The 12853-nt window shown below is 54.5% G+C and carries 12 protein-coding genes; 1 reads left to right on the top strand and 11 read right to left on the bottom strand.

The window, feature by feature from the left end:
• Positions 1 to 572: 572 nt before the first annotated feature.
• From iolE to DWZ82_RS09455, 7 genes are all read right to left on the bottom strand, one after another.
• Entirely contained in the window at positions 573 to 1505 is a 933-nt protein-coding gene (iolE, locus tag DWZ82_RS09485; RefSeq protein ID WP_110436478.1) for a myo-inosose-2 dehydratase, read from the bottom strand.
• Between the two features lie 246 nt (positions 1506 to 1751).
• Positions 1752 to 2924, bottom strand: coding sequence for an NAD(P)-dependent malic enzyme (locus tag DWZ82_RS09480; protein WP_116704966.1), 1173 nt, complete (start codon positions 2922 to 2924; stop codon positions 1752 to 1754).
• A gap of 497 nt (positions 2925 to 3421) precedes the next feature.
• On the bottom strand, positions 3422 to 4780 hold the full coding sequence (locus tag DWZ82_RS09475) for an MATE family efflux transporter (protein ID WP_118480418.1): 1359 nt from the start codon (positions 4778 to 4780) through the stop codon (positions 3422 to 3424).
• A gap of 95 nt (positions 4781 to 4875) precedes the next feature.
• Positions 4876 to 5508, bottom strand: coding sequence for a hypothetical protein (locus DWZ82_RS09470; RefSeq protein ID WP_118480416.1), 633 nt, complete (start codon positions 5506 to 5508; stop codon positions 4876 to 4878).
• 23 nt (positions 5509 to 5531) lie between these two features.
• Positions 5532 to 6146, bottom strand: coding sequence for a hypothetical protein (locus tag DWZ82_RS09465; RefSeq protein WP_118480414.1), 615 nt, complete (start codon positions 6144 to 6146; stop codon positions 5532 to 5534).
• A 180-nt stretch (positions 6147 to 6326) separates the two neighbouring features.
• Entirely contained in the window at positions 6327 to 7298 is a 972-nt protein-coding gene (locus tag DWZ82_RS09460) for a transketolase family protein (RefSeq protein ID WP_118480412.1), read from the bottom strand.
• Positions 7299 to 7313: 15 nt separating this feature from the next.
• Positions 7314 to 8165 (bottom strand): transketolase, encoded by an 852-nt coding sequence (locus DWZ82_RS09455; RefSeq protein WP_117491065.1) that lies wholly within the window; start codon positions 8163 to 8165, stop codon positions 7314 to 7316.
• Between the two features lie 591 nt (positions 8166 to 8756).
• Between DWZ82_RS09455 and DWZ82_RS09450 the strand changes: the two genes are divergently transcribed.
• Positions 8757 to 9512 carry a DeoR/GlpR family DNA-binding transcription regulator gene (locus tag DWZ82_RS09450; protein ID WP_117491063.1) on the top strand — a complete coding sequence of 252 codons (756 nt, stop codon included), beginning with the start codon at positions 8757 to 8759 and terminating at the stop codon, positions 9510 to 9512.
• 281 nt (positions 9513 to 9793) lie between these two features.
• Here the strand turns inward: DWZ82_RS09450 and DWZ82_RS09445 are convergent, their stop codons facing one another.
• The 4 genes from DWZ82_RS09445 to DWZ82_RS09430 are packed head-to-tail and all read right to left on the bottom strand — an operon-like array spanning position 9794 to position 12173.
• Entirely contained in the window at positions 9794 to 10243 is a 450-nt protein-coding gene (locus tag DWZ82_RS09445) for a TspO/MBR family protein (protein ID WP_118480410.1), read from the bottom strand.
• Positions 10244 to 10294: 51 nt separating this feature from the next.
• Positions 10295 to 10951 carry an ABC-2 transporter permease gene (locus tag DWZ82_RS09440; protein WP_118480408.1) on the bottom strand — a complete coding sequence of 219 codons (657 nt, stop codon included), beginning with the start codon at positions 10949 to 10951 and terminating at the stop codon, positions 10295 to 10297.
• Positions 10948 to 11796: an ABC transporter ATP-binding protein gene (locus DWZ82_RS09435; protein ID WP_118480406.1), complete on the bottom strand. Its 849-nt coding sequence runs from the start codon at positions 11794 to 11796 to the stop codon at positions 10948 to 10950. Before DWZ82_RS09435 ends, DWZ82_RS09440 begins: the two co-directional genes overlap by 4 nt.
• Positions 11793 to 12173 carry a GntR family transcriptional regulator gene (locus DWZ82_RS09430; protein WP_110436467.1) on the bottom strand — a complete coding sequence of 127 codons (381 nt, stop codon included), beginning with the start codon at positions 12171 to 12173 and terminating at the stop codon, positions 11793 to 11795. Before DWZ82_RS09430 ends, DWZ82_RS09435 begins: the two co-directional genes overlap by 4 nt.
• Positions 12174 to 12853 lie beyond the last annotated feature (680 nt).

Raw genomic sequence — 12853 nt, 5'->3', positions numbered from 1 at the left:
GACTGAGGGGTTTCGGCACCGGTTTTTCGGGGCATCCGAACCGCGCAGGCGGTTCACCGCTTCCGGGCGAAGCGTTTTGCCGTAGACTGCGGCGGGGATTGCCGCTACGCGCGGCATAACAGTGCCGCGCCTGCGTAGACTAAACCGTATGTGTAGCAGAAAGGTATCTGACATTGCGTATAGGTAAAGAAATGGGCAGACACATTGGTCTGCCCCTACGGAACGGTAACCCGACTGCCGTTCCCCTTTTTCATGCTTACGCAGTCTACCATCTGCACCCAAGCCCTTGCGGGAAAAGGGGTGATTCACAAGAGGGTGGAAAACCGCAGGTTGTCTACCCTCTTGTGCGCCCGCCGCGCGCAGCGGCAACATTCCCGCACGCCGCAGCGTGCGAAATCCTCTGCCGTGGGTACGGCAAACCCCTCCACCGCCGTTCGGCGGTTCCCCTCTCCTTTCAGGGGAGGCTTCCGGTCGGTGCAAACGGTTCTTAACGACATATATCCTTTTTTGAACGCAAAAAACCGAGGGCAAATGCCCCCGGTTTCGTGTTTTATTGCGCGATATGCGAAGAATTACTTCTTCAGAACAACCTCGCCGCCCAGACCGGTGTGTGCAGTGATGTACTCACGGCCCATCTTAGCATACTCGAACGGATTAGCCTTAGCCGGATCCTGCTCTGCCTCTACCATGATCCAGCCGGTGTAGCCAGCCTTGTCAAGCAGATCGAATACAGCGTCGAACTCTACGCAGCCGTCCGGATCGCCCGGTACGGTGAAAGCGCCTGCGCGAACTGCATCCAGGAAGGACCAGTGCTCAGCGCGAGCCTTCTCAACCAGCGGCATACGCATGTTCTTCAGATGAACGTGACCAACACGGTCAGCGAACTTCTCGAGCATCTTTACCGGATCCTCGCCAGCGAAGGTGAAGTGACCGGTATCGAAGCACAGGAATACATACTTCGGGTCGGTGTTCTCCATCAGGCGGGTAGTCTCCTCAACGGTCTGGCATACGGTGCCCATGTGATGATGGAAGCAGGTGCGGATGCCGTACTTCTCCATGGACAGCTTGCCCAGCTTGTTCAGGCCGGTGGTGAAGCGATCCCACTCCTCGTCGGTCAGAACGCGCTTCTTGTCGTCCAGAACCGGCGTATCGAGCTGACCCTGAATAGAACCGGACTGCTCGGATACGTTGATAGCGGTAGCGCCAACGTAGGACAGGTAATCCAGCTCCTTGATGAACTCAGCCTCTACCTCTTCGTACGGCTTGTCAACCAGGAAAGAGGAGAACCACTTGGAAGCGATGGTCAGGTTGCGGGCGTCCAGCATGTGCTTGAGGACGGTCTTGTCCTCCGGATACTTGTGACCTACTTCGCAGCCGTCGAAACCAGCGAGCTTCATCTCAGAGATGCACTGCTGGAAGGTGTTCTCGTCGCCGAGATCCCACATATCATCATTGGACCAGCCGATCGGGCAGATACCCAGTCTTACTTTCTTCGGATCTAACATAGTTATTCCCTCCATAATCTTCTCTCTGCGTCTGCGCAGAACAAACGCATTTTTGTTATTCTTATTGTACCCTTATGCACTGTAAATGTCAAACGCATTTTTTCACAAAGCCGAGTTGTGCAATCCGCTGTTTTTGTCATTCCGCGAACTTGTGCGTGTGCGTGCACGCACTTTTGCGCAAAAACCGCGCGAGATTGTTCCCGCGCGGTTGATTTTGTCTTATCTGTAACTTTTCGTCTGCTGCGCTCAGATACGGGCCACACCGGAATCGCGGGCAGCCTGTGCAACGGCATCTGCTACCGAACGGATGACCTTTTTGTCAAACGCCATCGGCATGATATACTCCGCGTTCAGCTCCTCATCGGAAACGCAGGCCGCGATCGCCTTAGCCGCTGCCAGCTTCATCTCCTCGTTGATGTCGCTTGCGCGAACATCAAGTGCGCCACGGAAAATACCCGGGAACGCAAGCACGTTGTTGATCTGGTTCGGATAGTCCGAACGGCCGGTGCCGACAACGGCAGCGCCGCCCTTTTTTGCGTCCTCCGGCCAGATTTCGGGCACCGGATTTGCCATAGCGAATACCATCGGGTCCTTTGCCATGGTGGAGACCATCTCGGCTGTGAGCACCTGCGGCGCGGACATGCCGAAGAATACGTCCGCACCCTTGACAGCATCGGCCAGCGTTCCTGTCATGTGCTCGCGGTTGGTGACCTTGGCCATCTCCTGCTGTGCCGGATTCAGACGCTCATCGCCCTCGCAGACGATGCCGAAGCGCTCAACCATCGTGATGTGCTTGACGCCGAGGAACATCAGGAACTTGGTAACGGCGATAGCAGCCGCGCCGCAGCCGTTGACAACCATCTTGATCTCATCCACCTTGCGGCCGGTCAGGCGGCAGGCGTTGAGCAGAGCTGCACCGCAGCAGACAGCCGTGCCATGCTGGTCATCGTGGAATACCGGAATGTCGCAGACCTCCTTGAGTCGGCGCTCGATCTCAAAGCAGCGCGGAGCCGCGATGTCCTCGAGGTTGATGCCGCCGAACGAGCCGGAGATCAGCTGAATGGTGCGGACGATCTCGTCCACATCCTTGGAAGCCACACAGAGCGGGAACGCGTCCACGTCAGCGAACGCCTTGAACAGCGCACACTTGCCCTCCATAACCGGCATGCCGGCAATCGGACCAATATCGCCCAGACCGAGCACCGCGGTGCCGTCCGTGATGACCGCAACCAGATTGTGGCGGCGCGTATAGGTGTAGCTGAGAGACGGATCGTCCTTGATCTTGAGGCACGGCTCGGCAACACCCGGCGTGTACGCGATCGACAGATCGTCCTTGCTGTTTACCTCACAGCGGGCTACGACCTCAATCTTGCCGCCCCATTTTTCGTGTGCCTGCAGTGCGCGTTCCTTAACGTCCATGTTCTGTTCCTCCGTTATCGTTCTTGTTCCGTTCGACGGAAAGAGTTTTCTATCTTACCTTATTATACAGAGTAGAAATGCGTTCGTAAAGGGGTAGTTTGTACAAAGAGCGGGAAGTAATTGAGAATGGAGGATGAAAGACGGAGAATGAACGTAATGATTCATCGTGTTTCTCCGTTTTTCATATTATCATAAAGGTACACCGCAGGGTGCGACAAGGTGAATTGCCCAAAGGGCAAAAGAAGGTGCCCTGGGGTACGACCTCGGCGCACCGCATCTAACGATTAGTACATGTTACCCCCGTAGGGGAGCACATTGTGCTCCCACACAACGTAAAATCAAACGGTTCTCGGGCGAACAATGTTCGCCCCTACGGTTAGGTCTGTGCAGACGGGTTACAGACGGTGCGCCGAGTCGTCGCACCCTACGATTTAGATTTTATGTGTAATGTAACAACATGAAGAAGGTTAAACTTCTCATGCTCTTCACTCTTCACTCTACTTGCAGCATTGTTTCGCCACCAGCTTCGGCAAGAGGAACATGGCCGCGCAGCCGGAGAACACCGCCGACACGACATCGGACAGCGGCTCAGAAAACATAACGGCTGTTGCCCCGAAAATCGGCGGCAGGACGAACACGCTGATGAGGAAAATACCCTTGCGGAGCATGGAAAACGTCAGTCCCCATTTGACAAGGCCCATGCCGGTCATGCCGTCCACAAACGGGTACTGGATGGTCAGTCCGAGCACGCCGAGCGAGTAGGTGCGGATCATATACGCCGCCATGTCAATATACGCCGGGTCTTTGGTGAAGATTTTGACAAAAGCGCCCGAGACCGTCTGCGCGAGCAGGAACATGATGCCGCAGAACACGAGGCACAGCAGCACAATGCACCGGAACGCCTTCATGACGCGTTTTTCGTCGCACGCGCCGTAGTTATAGCCGAGAATGGACTGCGTGCCCGCCGTCATTCCGCCGAGCGGCATGGTGATGACGAGCATGAAGCTCTGCATGATGGCAGCACATGCGATGAGCATATCGCTGTCTGCGCCGCCGTATTTGCGCAGCATGACATTGATGGAGATGAGCAGCACGTTATCGAGCGCGATGATGAGCGCGGGCGACAAGCCGACCTGCACGATACGGCGCATCCAGCCAAAATTGACCGGCTGACGGGTAATGCGGACAGCGGCTCTGTCGCTGAACAGAAACCGCAGAATGTACACCGTCGAGCACGCCTGCGACAGCACGGTTGCAAGAGCGGCTCCGCGCACACCCATGTGCAGCGCAAAAATGAACACCGGGTCAAGTGCGATATTTACGGCCGCTCCGAGCATAACCGACCGCATTGCGGTACCGGAAAATCCCTGACTCATTGTAATTTGATTGAGTCCGTAGCTCAGCAATGCGAACACAGTGCCGGAAACGTAGGTCGTAAAATACGCCTGCGCGTAATCCCACAGGACCTCGCTGCAGCCGAACGCGAACAGGATCTGCCTCTTGAAAATAAGCAGCGGCACGGTCGCCAGCACGCTCAGCGCCAGCAAAAGATAAAAGCTGTTCGTGATGATCTGACGGGCACCGTCCATGTCGCGCCGCCCCATGCGGATGCTCATCAGCGGTCCGCCGCCGAAGCCGATGAGCGCACCGATGGCGGTTATCATGGTCACCACAGGCGCGCACACGCCGACACCGGCCAGCGCCGCATCGCCCGCGCCCGCGATGTGGCCGACATACATGCGATCGACCACGCTGTATAGAATATTGACAAACTGTGCCAGCATGGCCGGTATCGCCAGCTGCAAGACCAGCTTTCCTACCGGCGCCGTGCCCAGTGGGCTGTCTGTTTGGGACATGGTTCTCTCCCCTTTCCGCTCCCTCTATTATAGTGAAATTCGCGGTTGGCGTAAAGAGAAAAAATGCCCTGACGAGAGGTCAGGGCATTTCGCGTTTACAGATTATCGTTCTTTACAAATTTTACGGTATATGCCTCCGCATAGCTGCTGTATTTGACCGCCGAACTGTTTTCCGGGTCAGCGAACGCGTCAATCGCCACCAGAATCTGTGTTCCGTCTGTACGGAATGTGCGTACAAGCAGTGGAATCTCCACATCGACCGCCAGATCGTCAATCTTTTCCTCCTGCATGGCCACCGCCGAGGTCAGCCACTCCGTCGGCAGACCGCTCAGCGCAGGAGATTCCGCAAACTGTATAGAATTTCCCGATTCCGGTGTCTGCGCATCAATGATAACGATATATTCCGCATTGAGTACATCACTCTCCGGCTGAAATCGAATCGTTCCCTCGTTTTCTTCGACTTTATCCAAATTAACGGTAAACGTCCCGCCCTCGTTCTCCCATGCGCTGCCGTCCCAGATGTAACGCCGGAACTCCATTCCGTTTACATCCGCATGATTGCCGGCAAAATCGTACTTCACCGCCATATCCATCTGCGGTCCATCGGTTTTCCGCTCCACCGGCGTGATGGAAATCGTATTATCCGCCGGCTGTGTCTCTGCCTTCCCGCACCCGCTCAAAATCCCCACAAGAGCCAGTGCCAGTCCTGCTGCGTATCGTTTTTTCATGTGGTACACCTCCGTTTCAGCATTTACATTTCATAGCAGAAAATTACAGTGTACGCTTCCGCATACACGCTTTTCTGTACGGCTTTGCTGTTTTCCGGTTCCAAAAACGCATCAATAGATACCGGAATGATCGTACCGTCCGTGCGGAACACACGCACGAGCAACGGAATTTCCGTGTCGACTGCCAAGTCATTGACAGGTTCCTCCCATGCAGCAACAGTTGCCGTCAATCCCTCCATCGGCAGACTGTTTCTCTCGGGCGAATCCATAACCTGTGCATATCCGCCAAGCTGTGGCGAATCCATTCCAATCTTATAGTTCGCATTCGCCGCATCGCCGTCACGCTCGAATTTGATCGTGCCCTTGCCGCTGCCCAGTGTCGCCGAACAACGCAACCCAAACGTGGCATCCTCATCTTTCTGCCATGTGCTGCCATCCCATATATAACAGCCAAACAATACGCCCTCGGCTTCGCTCCTGTGGCCGGAAAAATTATACTCAATCAGTCTGCCACTCTGGTCTGCGGTCGTTTCCTCCACCGGTGTAAGGCTGATTGTGTTGTCTGCCGCCGTTTGTCCGCACCCGCTCAAAATCCCCACAAGAGCCAGTGCCAGTCCTGCCGCGTACCGTTTTTTCATGCGGTACACCTCCTCCTTTTACTGTTGTGCTTACAGTGTAGCAGATTTGGGTGATATTGTCTATTTCCAGACCATGCAAAATCTGCGTTTGCTTCTGTGCAATGTAACGACAAAAAAGCGTTCCGACATACGTCGGAACGCTTTTCGATGCAATTTTACTTCGCGTATCTGCGGGAAAACTTAGCCGTTCTTGCGAGCGATAGCCTTCTTAGCAGCCTCTACGATGTGAGCAGCGGTCAGACCGTACTCCTCGCGCAGGAAGGACTCAGCGCCTACCTGGCCGAAGCGATCCTCAACGCCTACCATCTCCATCGGAACCGGGTTGTTCTTGATAACAACGTTAGCAACAGCAGAACCCAGACCAACCTTTACCTGATGGTTCTCAGCGGTTACGATAGCGCCGCACTCAGCAGCGGAATCGAGGATGAGCTGCTCGTCGAGCGGCTTCCAGGTGAACATATCGATAACCTTGGCAGAGATACCCTCAGCAGCCAGCTGCTCCTGAGCCTTCAGTGCCTCGTCTACCATGATGCCGGAAGCGATGATAGCTACGTCCTTGCCTTCCTTCAGGGTAACGCCCTTGCCGATCTCGAAGTCAGAGCCATCGCCGTAAACGGTGGTGAAGCCCTTGCGGATCATGCGCATGTAGGAGAACTTGCCGGATGCTGCCAGCTTCTTGGTCAGGCAGTTGATCTGAGCGTAGTCAACCGGGTCGATGACAACTGCTTCCGGTACGGACATGTACAGAGCGCAGTCCTCGAACGGCATGTGGGTACCGCCGTTGTATGCAGCGCATACGCCGGGGTCGGAACCGATAACGTGTACCGGCAGCTTAGCGTAAGCTGCGGACATGAATGCCTGGTCAAATGCACGGCGGGAAGCGAAGCAGCCGAAGGAGTGCATGAATACGGTGCGGCCGGTAGCAACCAGACCTGCAGCAACGCCCATAGCGTTAGCCTCTGCGATACCTGCGTTTACGGTCTGCTCCGGGAAAGCCTTAGCCAGCTTGCCGGTATTGATGCAGTTCTCGAGGTCGCAGTCAACGTGCATAACCTTGCTGTCCTTCTCCATCAGGTCCAGCATAGCGGTAACAAAACCGTCACGGTTGTTACGAGAATCCTTCTCGTGCTTGCCAATCAAAGTAAAGCTCATGTTCAATACCCTCCCTTACTGTGCCTTGATCTCAGCGAGCTTCTTCTCAGCAGCAGCAATGGCTTCATCCCACTGCTCCTTAGTCGGCTGAGAGGAGTGCGCGCCAGTGCCTTCAGCAAAGGTGGCGCCCAGGCCCTTAACGGTGTTCAGGACGATGCAAGTCGGTACGCCCTTGGTGTCGTAAGCGAGCTGAACAGCGTCGTAGATCTGCTCTACGTCATTGCCGTCCTGCAGCTCGATCACGTTCCAGCCAAATGCTGCGAACTTAGCACCGATGCCCTTGCCGTGGCTCATAACCTTGTCAACCGCACCGTCGAGCTGGTACTTGTTGTCGTCTACGAAGCAAACGAGGTTGTCCAGCTTGTAGTGAGCTGCGAACTGAGCAGCCTCCCAAACCTGGCCCTCATCGCACTCGCCGTCGCCAACGAATACGAATACATGGCTGTCGCGGCCGTCGAGCTTGTTGCCCAGAGCAGCACCGGTAGCGGTGGACATGCCCTGACCGAGAGAACCGGTCGTCAGGTCAACACCGGGGGTCTTGGTGCGGTCGGTATGGGACGGGAAATTGGTGTGCGGCTGATTGAGGGTATAAGCGTCCTCGATCGGGTAGAAACCCTTCAGACCGAGGGTAGCGTACATAGCCGGACCAGCGTGGCCCTTGGACAGCACGCACCAGTCACGATCTTCCCAATGCGGGTTCTTCGGATCAACCTTCATTACTTCGCCGTACAGAACTGCCAGCGCATCAATAACGGACATTGCACCCGGAACGTGGCCGAAGCCAAGCGAACCGACGGTCTTCAGGGTCTCCACACGGATTTCCTGAGCAAATACACGAAGCTCCTGCATCTTTTCTGCTTTCTGCATTGCATACACCTGCCTAATTCAAAATATAATTTTCTCTCCGCGGAACAGGTTCCAGCGTACAGCGGCACAATGCCACTGTTTTACGAATACAAGTGTATCACCAAACCGCCAAAATTTCAACCGAAATTCCTGCATTTGTTCGCAAAATTCCAATTTCATTCAAACGCCTTATGGAAAATATCTAATTTATTTCGAGTAAAATTAGGTAATTTGTTGGTTATCTGCTGGTTATATGTATTTATTTTGTTGGTAAACCTCTTGCAAAACGGTAAAAATATATTTTCAAAAGGGGTATCCCGCCCTGTTTCTGCTGTTTGTCTGCGTATCCCTCTCCCCGCAGACGGGTTACCGCTCCTCTCCCCGCTCACTGCCAGAAATTATTTTCAAAAGGCGGTTTTACGGATTTTACTCACTTTCTATCGTTCTTTACCGAGAGTTTTCATGTATTTTCGACCTTTTCCGCCAAATTCACGCCATATTCTCATTCTTTGGAGCGGTGGACATTTGGTTACAAATTTGATAAACTAAAGAAAACATTGTGGATACATTCGGATACTACTGGGCGGATATTATTATGTGGGAGCTGTGAATATGAAAGTCAGCCGTCTCAATTCGATAGAGCAATATGTCATCTCGCGCGAGACCGTCAGCATTGACGAGCTGTGCGAGGTTTTTGGCGTGTCCAAGAATACCATCCGCCGCGACCTGAACGAGCTTGAGCAGCGCGGCCACATCACCAAGGTATACGGCGGCGTGACCGCTACGGTTCCCTCGGGTGCCGTGCCGACGCCCATCCGTTCGGGTCTCAACCAGATCGACAAGTCTCTCATCGGCCGTCTGGCCGCCGAGGAGGTCGCGGATGGCGATACCATTTTTATCGACTCCGGCACGACCACCCTGTGTCTGCTGCGGTTTCTTGTGGCAAAGAAGCGAATTACGATCATCACCCACTCGCTCGGCGCGCTGAGCGAGGCCTCCAAGTACGATAACCTTAATATTATCTCGCTCGGCGGCATTTACAGCCCGACTACGGATTCGTTTGTCGGCCTGTCCGCGATCGAAGCGCTGTCCACCATGCGTATCAACAAGGCGTTCATGGGCGCGACCGGCGTGTCGCTGACTGCAGGCATGACCAACACCACCTTCCTCGAAGCCGAGATCAAGCGTGCCGTTGTTCACCGCGCGGATAACATCTACGGCATGGTCGATTCGTCCAAGATCGGCAAGGAAGCGATTGTCACGTTCTGCCACCTCAAGGACCTGACCGCGTTCATCACCGACTGCGAACCGCCGAAGGAGTACGTTGATCTGTGCAATGCAGAAAACGTAAAACTGAGATATGAGTAACGTAAAGGGAGCAAATCACACGATTTGCTCCCTTTTATTTTTTCCAAACGTATAATCTTAGCAGCTCGCACGTCAGTGCATATTCAATAGAATTTGCCATGCAAATTCATAAAAACCGGGAGCATGTATCTCGATTTTTATACCCTAAGAGGGAGAAAGTTTCCGCATGGGAACTTTCGGACGACTTTGGAACGGCCTACGGTCCGTTCCTGCTTGTCGGCGGAACTGTAGTTCCACGACAGCCTCGTAGAGGGAGCAAATCACACGATTTGCTCCCTTTTTCATTTATTCAGGAACCAGACACCGGCATTGAGATAAGCCGCGTACACCAGCCAGACCAGGTATGGCACGAGCAGCCATCCCGCCTGCTTGTCAATGCGGTAAAACGCCCTTGCGGTGACGAGCACGAGTGCCAGCAGCAGAATCAGCCACCAGAACGCCGTTCCGTACAGTCCAACGCGGAAAAACAGCAGCGGCCACACGAAATTCACTGCAAGCTGCGTGTAATACAGCGCGAGCGCGTTGCTTCGCTCCGGCGAACCGGACTGCCGCACGCGCAGGCTCGCCCAGCCCATGAGCACATAGAGAATCGTCCACGCAATGGGGAATATCCACGCCGGCGGTGCAAGCGGCGGCTGCACCAGCGCCGCATACTGCGACATAGTCCCCATCGTCAGCCCGGTCGCAAGTCCACCGACCGCCAGAGGCAGTGTAAAGCTGAAAATCTTCATTCTCCGTCCCTCCCGTTCCTATTTATATGGAGCGAGAGGGATTTTATTCATTCACAACTCTCTTTTCCGGTAAATGCCCACACCGATGCGCCAGCACACTGCATACACGATGGCCCCGACGATCATCAGTCCGCCGAAGAACGCCGTAAGCTGTCCGACCGACCAGCTGTCCATGCCGCCGACAGCCTGCACAAGTTTATTGAACGCCGGATGCTTTTTGACGACGGTCAGCAGGATGATCGGCACCCACACCACGCCAATGAGGAAATACCGACCGCGCTCCGGACCAAACCGTAAAACGAGTACAATTTCAATACCCATCAGCGTCAGGCCGACCGCCTCACAGGCCAGCATGCCCATCATATCCTCCGCCATTGCATCACCGCCGAAGGCATTCATGCCCGCAATACATATCATGCCCAGTGCCACAACCGTCAGATTGACCAGCAGGCTGATCGCAAATTTGCTGCTCACCACATCGCGCCGAGAGACCGGAAGCGACAAACTCAGCTTATCCCATCCGTAGGCATAATCGCTGCTCATGAGCGTTGCGGGCACCATAAGCGACAGCATACACAGCATAGCCGGGAAGAACGATAGTCCGTTTCCCGTGGTCACCGAGGCCAGCACCATAACGGCTACCACTACCAGCAGCGCCTTCATCGACCGGCGCAGATTCATCCAGTCCGCATACAGCATTGCTTTCATCTTGCGTCCTCCCCTCTCGTCAGGAACAGCATGATCTGTTCGATGTTGACCGGCTCGACCGACCAGTTCGTCGGTACGCCGTCACGTCTTACCAAGGCTTCACAGCCGAACGTGCCCACGCGCTTTGCCCGCACGGCGGACGAGTCAAGGGCGTTCAGCTGATCGGCGGTGCAGCGCAGTATACCGCAGGTATCGAGCAGCTCGTCGCGCGGCTCGCTCAGCAGCACCTCGCCCTTGTGGATGAAGGTGATCTCGTCCGCGATTTTATCCAAATCGCTCGTGATGTGACTGGACAGCAGGATCGCGTGATTTTCGTCCTGCATGAAGTCATACAGCAGGTCGAGAACTTCATCCCGCACGACCGGATCAAGGCCGCTCGTCGGCTCATCAAGCAGCAGCAGCTCCGCGTCATGCGACAGTGCTGCCGCGATATTCAGCTTGGTTTTCATGCCCTTGGAGTAGTCCCTGATGGCCTTTTCTCGGTCAATGCCGAATATTTCGATGTACGACGCAAACTGCTCCGCATTCCAGTTTTTGTACGCTCTGCCGAGGAGCGTGCTCACCTGTACGGCGCTCATCGCGCTCGGGAAACCGCCGTCCTCGAGCACCACGCCGATCTTCTCACGGACGGACGGATTCGAGCCGTGTCCTCCCAGCACGGTAATCTCGCCGCTGTCCGGCCGGATGAGGTCGAGCACCGCCTTGATGGTCGTTGTCTTTCCGGCACCGTTTTCTCCTATTAAACCCATTACCGTGCCTCTCGGCAGGATAAATTCCACATTGCGGAGCGCAAAGCCGCCGTATTTCTTGCAGACGCCGTGCAGCTCCAGTGCATTCTCTCTCATAATCCTTCCTCCTCAAACAGTGTCCGTGCCAGCTCTGCGAACTCGTCCGCAGACAGTCCGGCCAGTCTTGCCGCCTGTACAGCGTCCGTCAGGTGGTCTTCCACCGTGCGAAGCTGCGCTTCCCGCAGACGTTCGCTGCTGACCGGTGCAACAAAGCTGCCGCGTCCGGTCTGGCTGGTGATCAAGCCCTCACGCTCAAGCTCCTCATACGCACGCTTGGTCGTGATAACGCTGATGCGCAGCTCCTTCGCCAGCAAGCGCATAGACGGCAGCGCCTCCCCCGGCTGCAGCTCTCCGCCGAGGATTTTCGCCTTGATCTGACGTGTGATCTGCTCGTAGATCGGCGTGCTGTCCATATTGGATACTATGATGTCCATGCCGTCCCTCCCTCTTTTATTGTATATACTTATTATATACAATATGAGCAATATGTCAAGGGATAGATTTCCACCAGACGCGATTTTTCACAAACAAAGCGGTTTGAGAGACGGCGGTTTTTCACACGCTCAACGCAAAGCACAATTCCCGCCGAAAAATTTTATAGTATTTTCATACAAACTGCCGAACATTTTTTCTTGCATTTCGACGAAAACCACGCTATACTGTAATTGTTCAAAGAAAGTGCTTAAAAACAGCACAAACGCTGCAAAATGCAGCTTTACTAATTGACTATCTCTCTTTTTTCCTTTCTTTTTTACTCTTTTCTTCTTTGTGATCGGATCACACCTCCCGATCACAGCAAAGCAGGCTCGGTTTTATCCGAGCCTGCTTTGTTTTTGTCTGAAATTTTATTTCCCGTGTTGCAAACGGAGAATTGAAAACAGAAAATAAATGATGAATATACTGGTAAACCTCGTGAAAACGGCACCCGTTCTACATACTCCGTAGGGTTGAGTGCCCTCAGAGGGTGAATCGCCCAAAATGCAAGAGACCACTCCGGAGCGCCCCGCCATTTGTCAATTCATTTGTAAACACCTAACCGTAAAGGCACCCAAAACACCGTTAACCGGGCGCGTTCGGTCGTGCTACGGGCGCACACTGTACTCCCATACGATAC

This window comes from Butyricicoccus sp. AF35-5AC, from assembly GCF_003477715.1.
Lineage (GTDB): Bacteria > Bacillota > Clostridia > Oscillospirales > Butyricicoccaceae > Agathobaculum > Agathobaculum butyriciproducens.
Note: the sequence above shows the minus strand (reverse complement) of the source record. Positions and strands in the feature narration are given on the sequence as shown.

Excerpts from the sequence above, each read along its gene's own strand:
- iolE (WP_110436478.1), bottom strand. The coding sequence starts at position 1,505 with ATGTTAGATCCGAAGAAAGTAAGACTGGGTATCTGCCCGATCGGCTGG.
- DWZ82_RS09480 (WP_116704966.1), bottom strand. The coding sequence starts at position 2,924 with ATGGACGTTAAGGAACGCGCACTGCAGGCACACGAAAAATGGGGCGGC.
- DWZ82_RS09475 (WP_118480418.1), bottom strand. The coding sequence starts at position 4,780 with ATGTCCCAAACAGACAGCCCACTGGGCACGGCGCCGGTAGGAAAGCTG.
- DWZ82_RS09470 (WP_118480416.1), bottom strand. The coding sequence starts at position 5,508 with ATGAAAAAACGATACGCAGCAGGACTGGCACTGGCTCTTGTGGGGATT.
- DWZ82_RS09465 (WP_118480414.1), bottom strand. The coding sequence starts at position 6,146 with ATGAAAAAACGGTACGCGGCAGGACTGGCACTGGCTCTTGTGGGGATT.
- DWZ82_RS09460 (WP_118480412.1), bottom strand. The coding sequence starts at position 7,298 with ATGAGCTTTACTTTGATTGGCAAGCACGAGAAGGATTCTCGTAACAAC.
- DWZ82_RS09455 (WP_117491065.1), bottom strand. The coding sequence starts at position 8,165 with ATGCAGAAAGCAGAAAAGATGCAGGAGCTTCGTGTATTTGCTCAGGAA.
- DWZ82_RS09450 (WP_117491063.1), top strand. The coding sequence starts at position 8,757 with ATGAAAGTCAGCCGTCTCAATTCGATAGAGCAATATGTCATCTCGCGC.
- DWZ82_RS09445 (WP_118480410.1), bottom strand. The coding sequence starts at position 10,243 with ATGAAGATTTTCAGCTTTACACTGCCTCTGGCGGTCGGTGGACTTGCG.
- DWZ82_RS09440 (WP_118480408.1), bottom strand. The coding sequence starts at position 10,951 with ATGAAAGCAATGCTGTATGCGGACTGGATGAATCTGCGCCGGTCGATG.
- DWZ82_RS09435 (WP_118480406.1), bottom strand. The coding sequence starts at position 11,796 with ATGAGAGAGAATGCACTGGAGCTGCACGGCGTCTGCAAGAAATACGGC.
- DWZ82_RS09430 (WP_110436467.1), bottom strand. The coding sequence starts at position 12,173 with ATGGACATCATAGTATCCAATATGGACAGCACGCCGATCTACGAGCAG.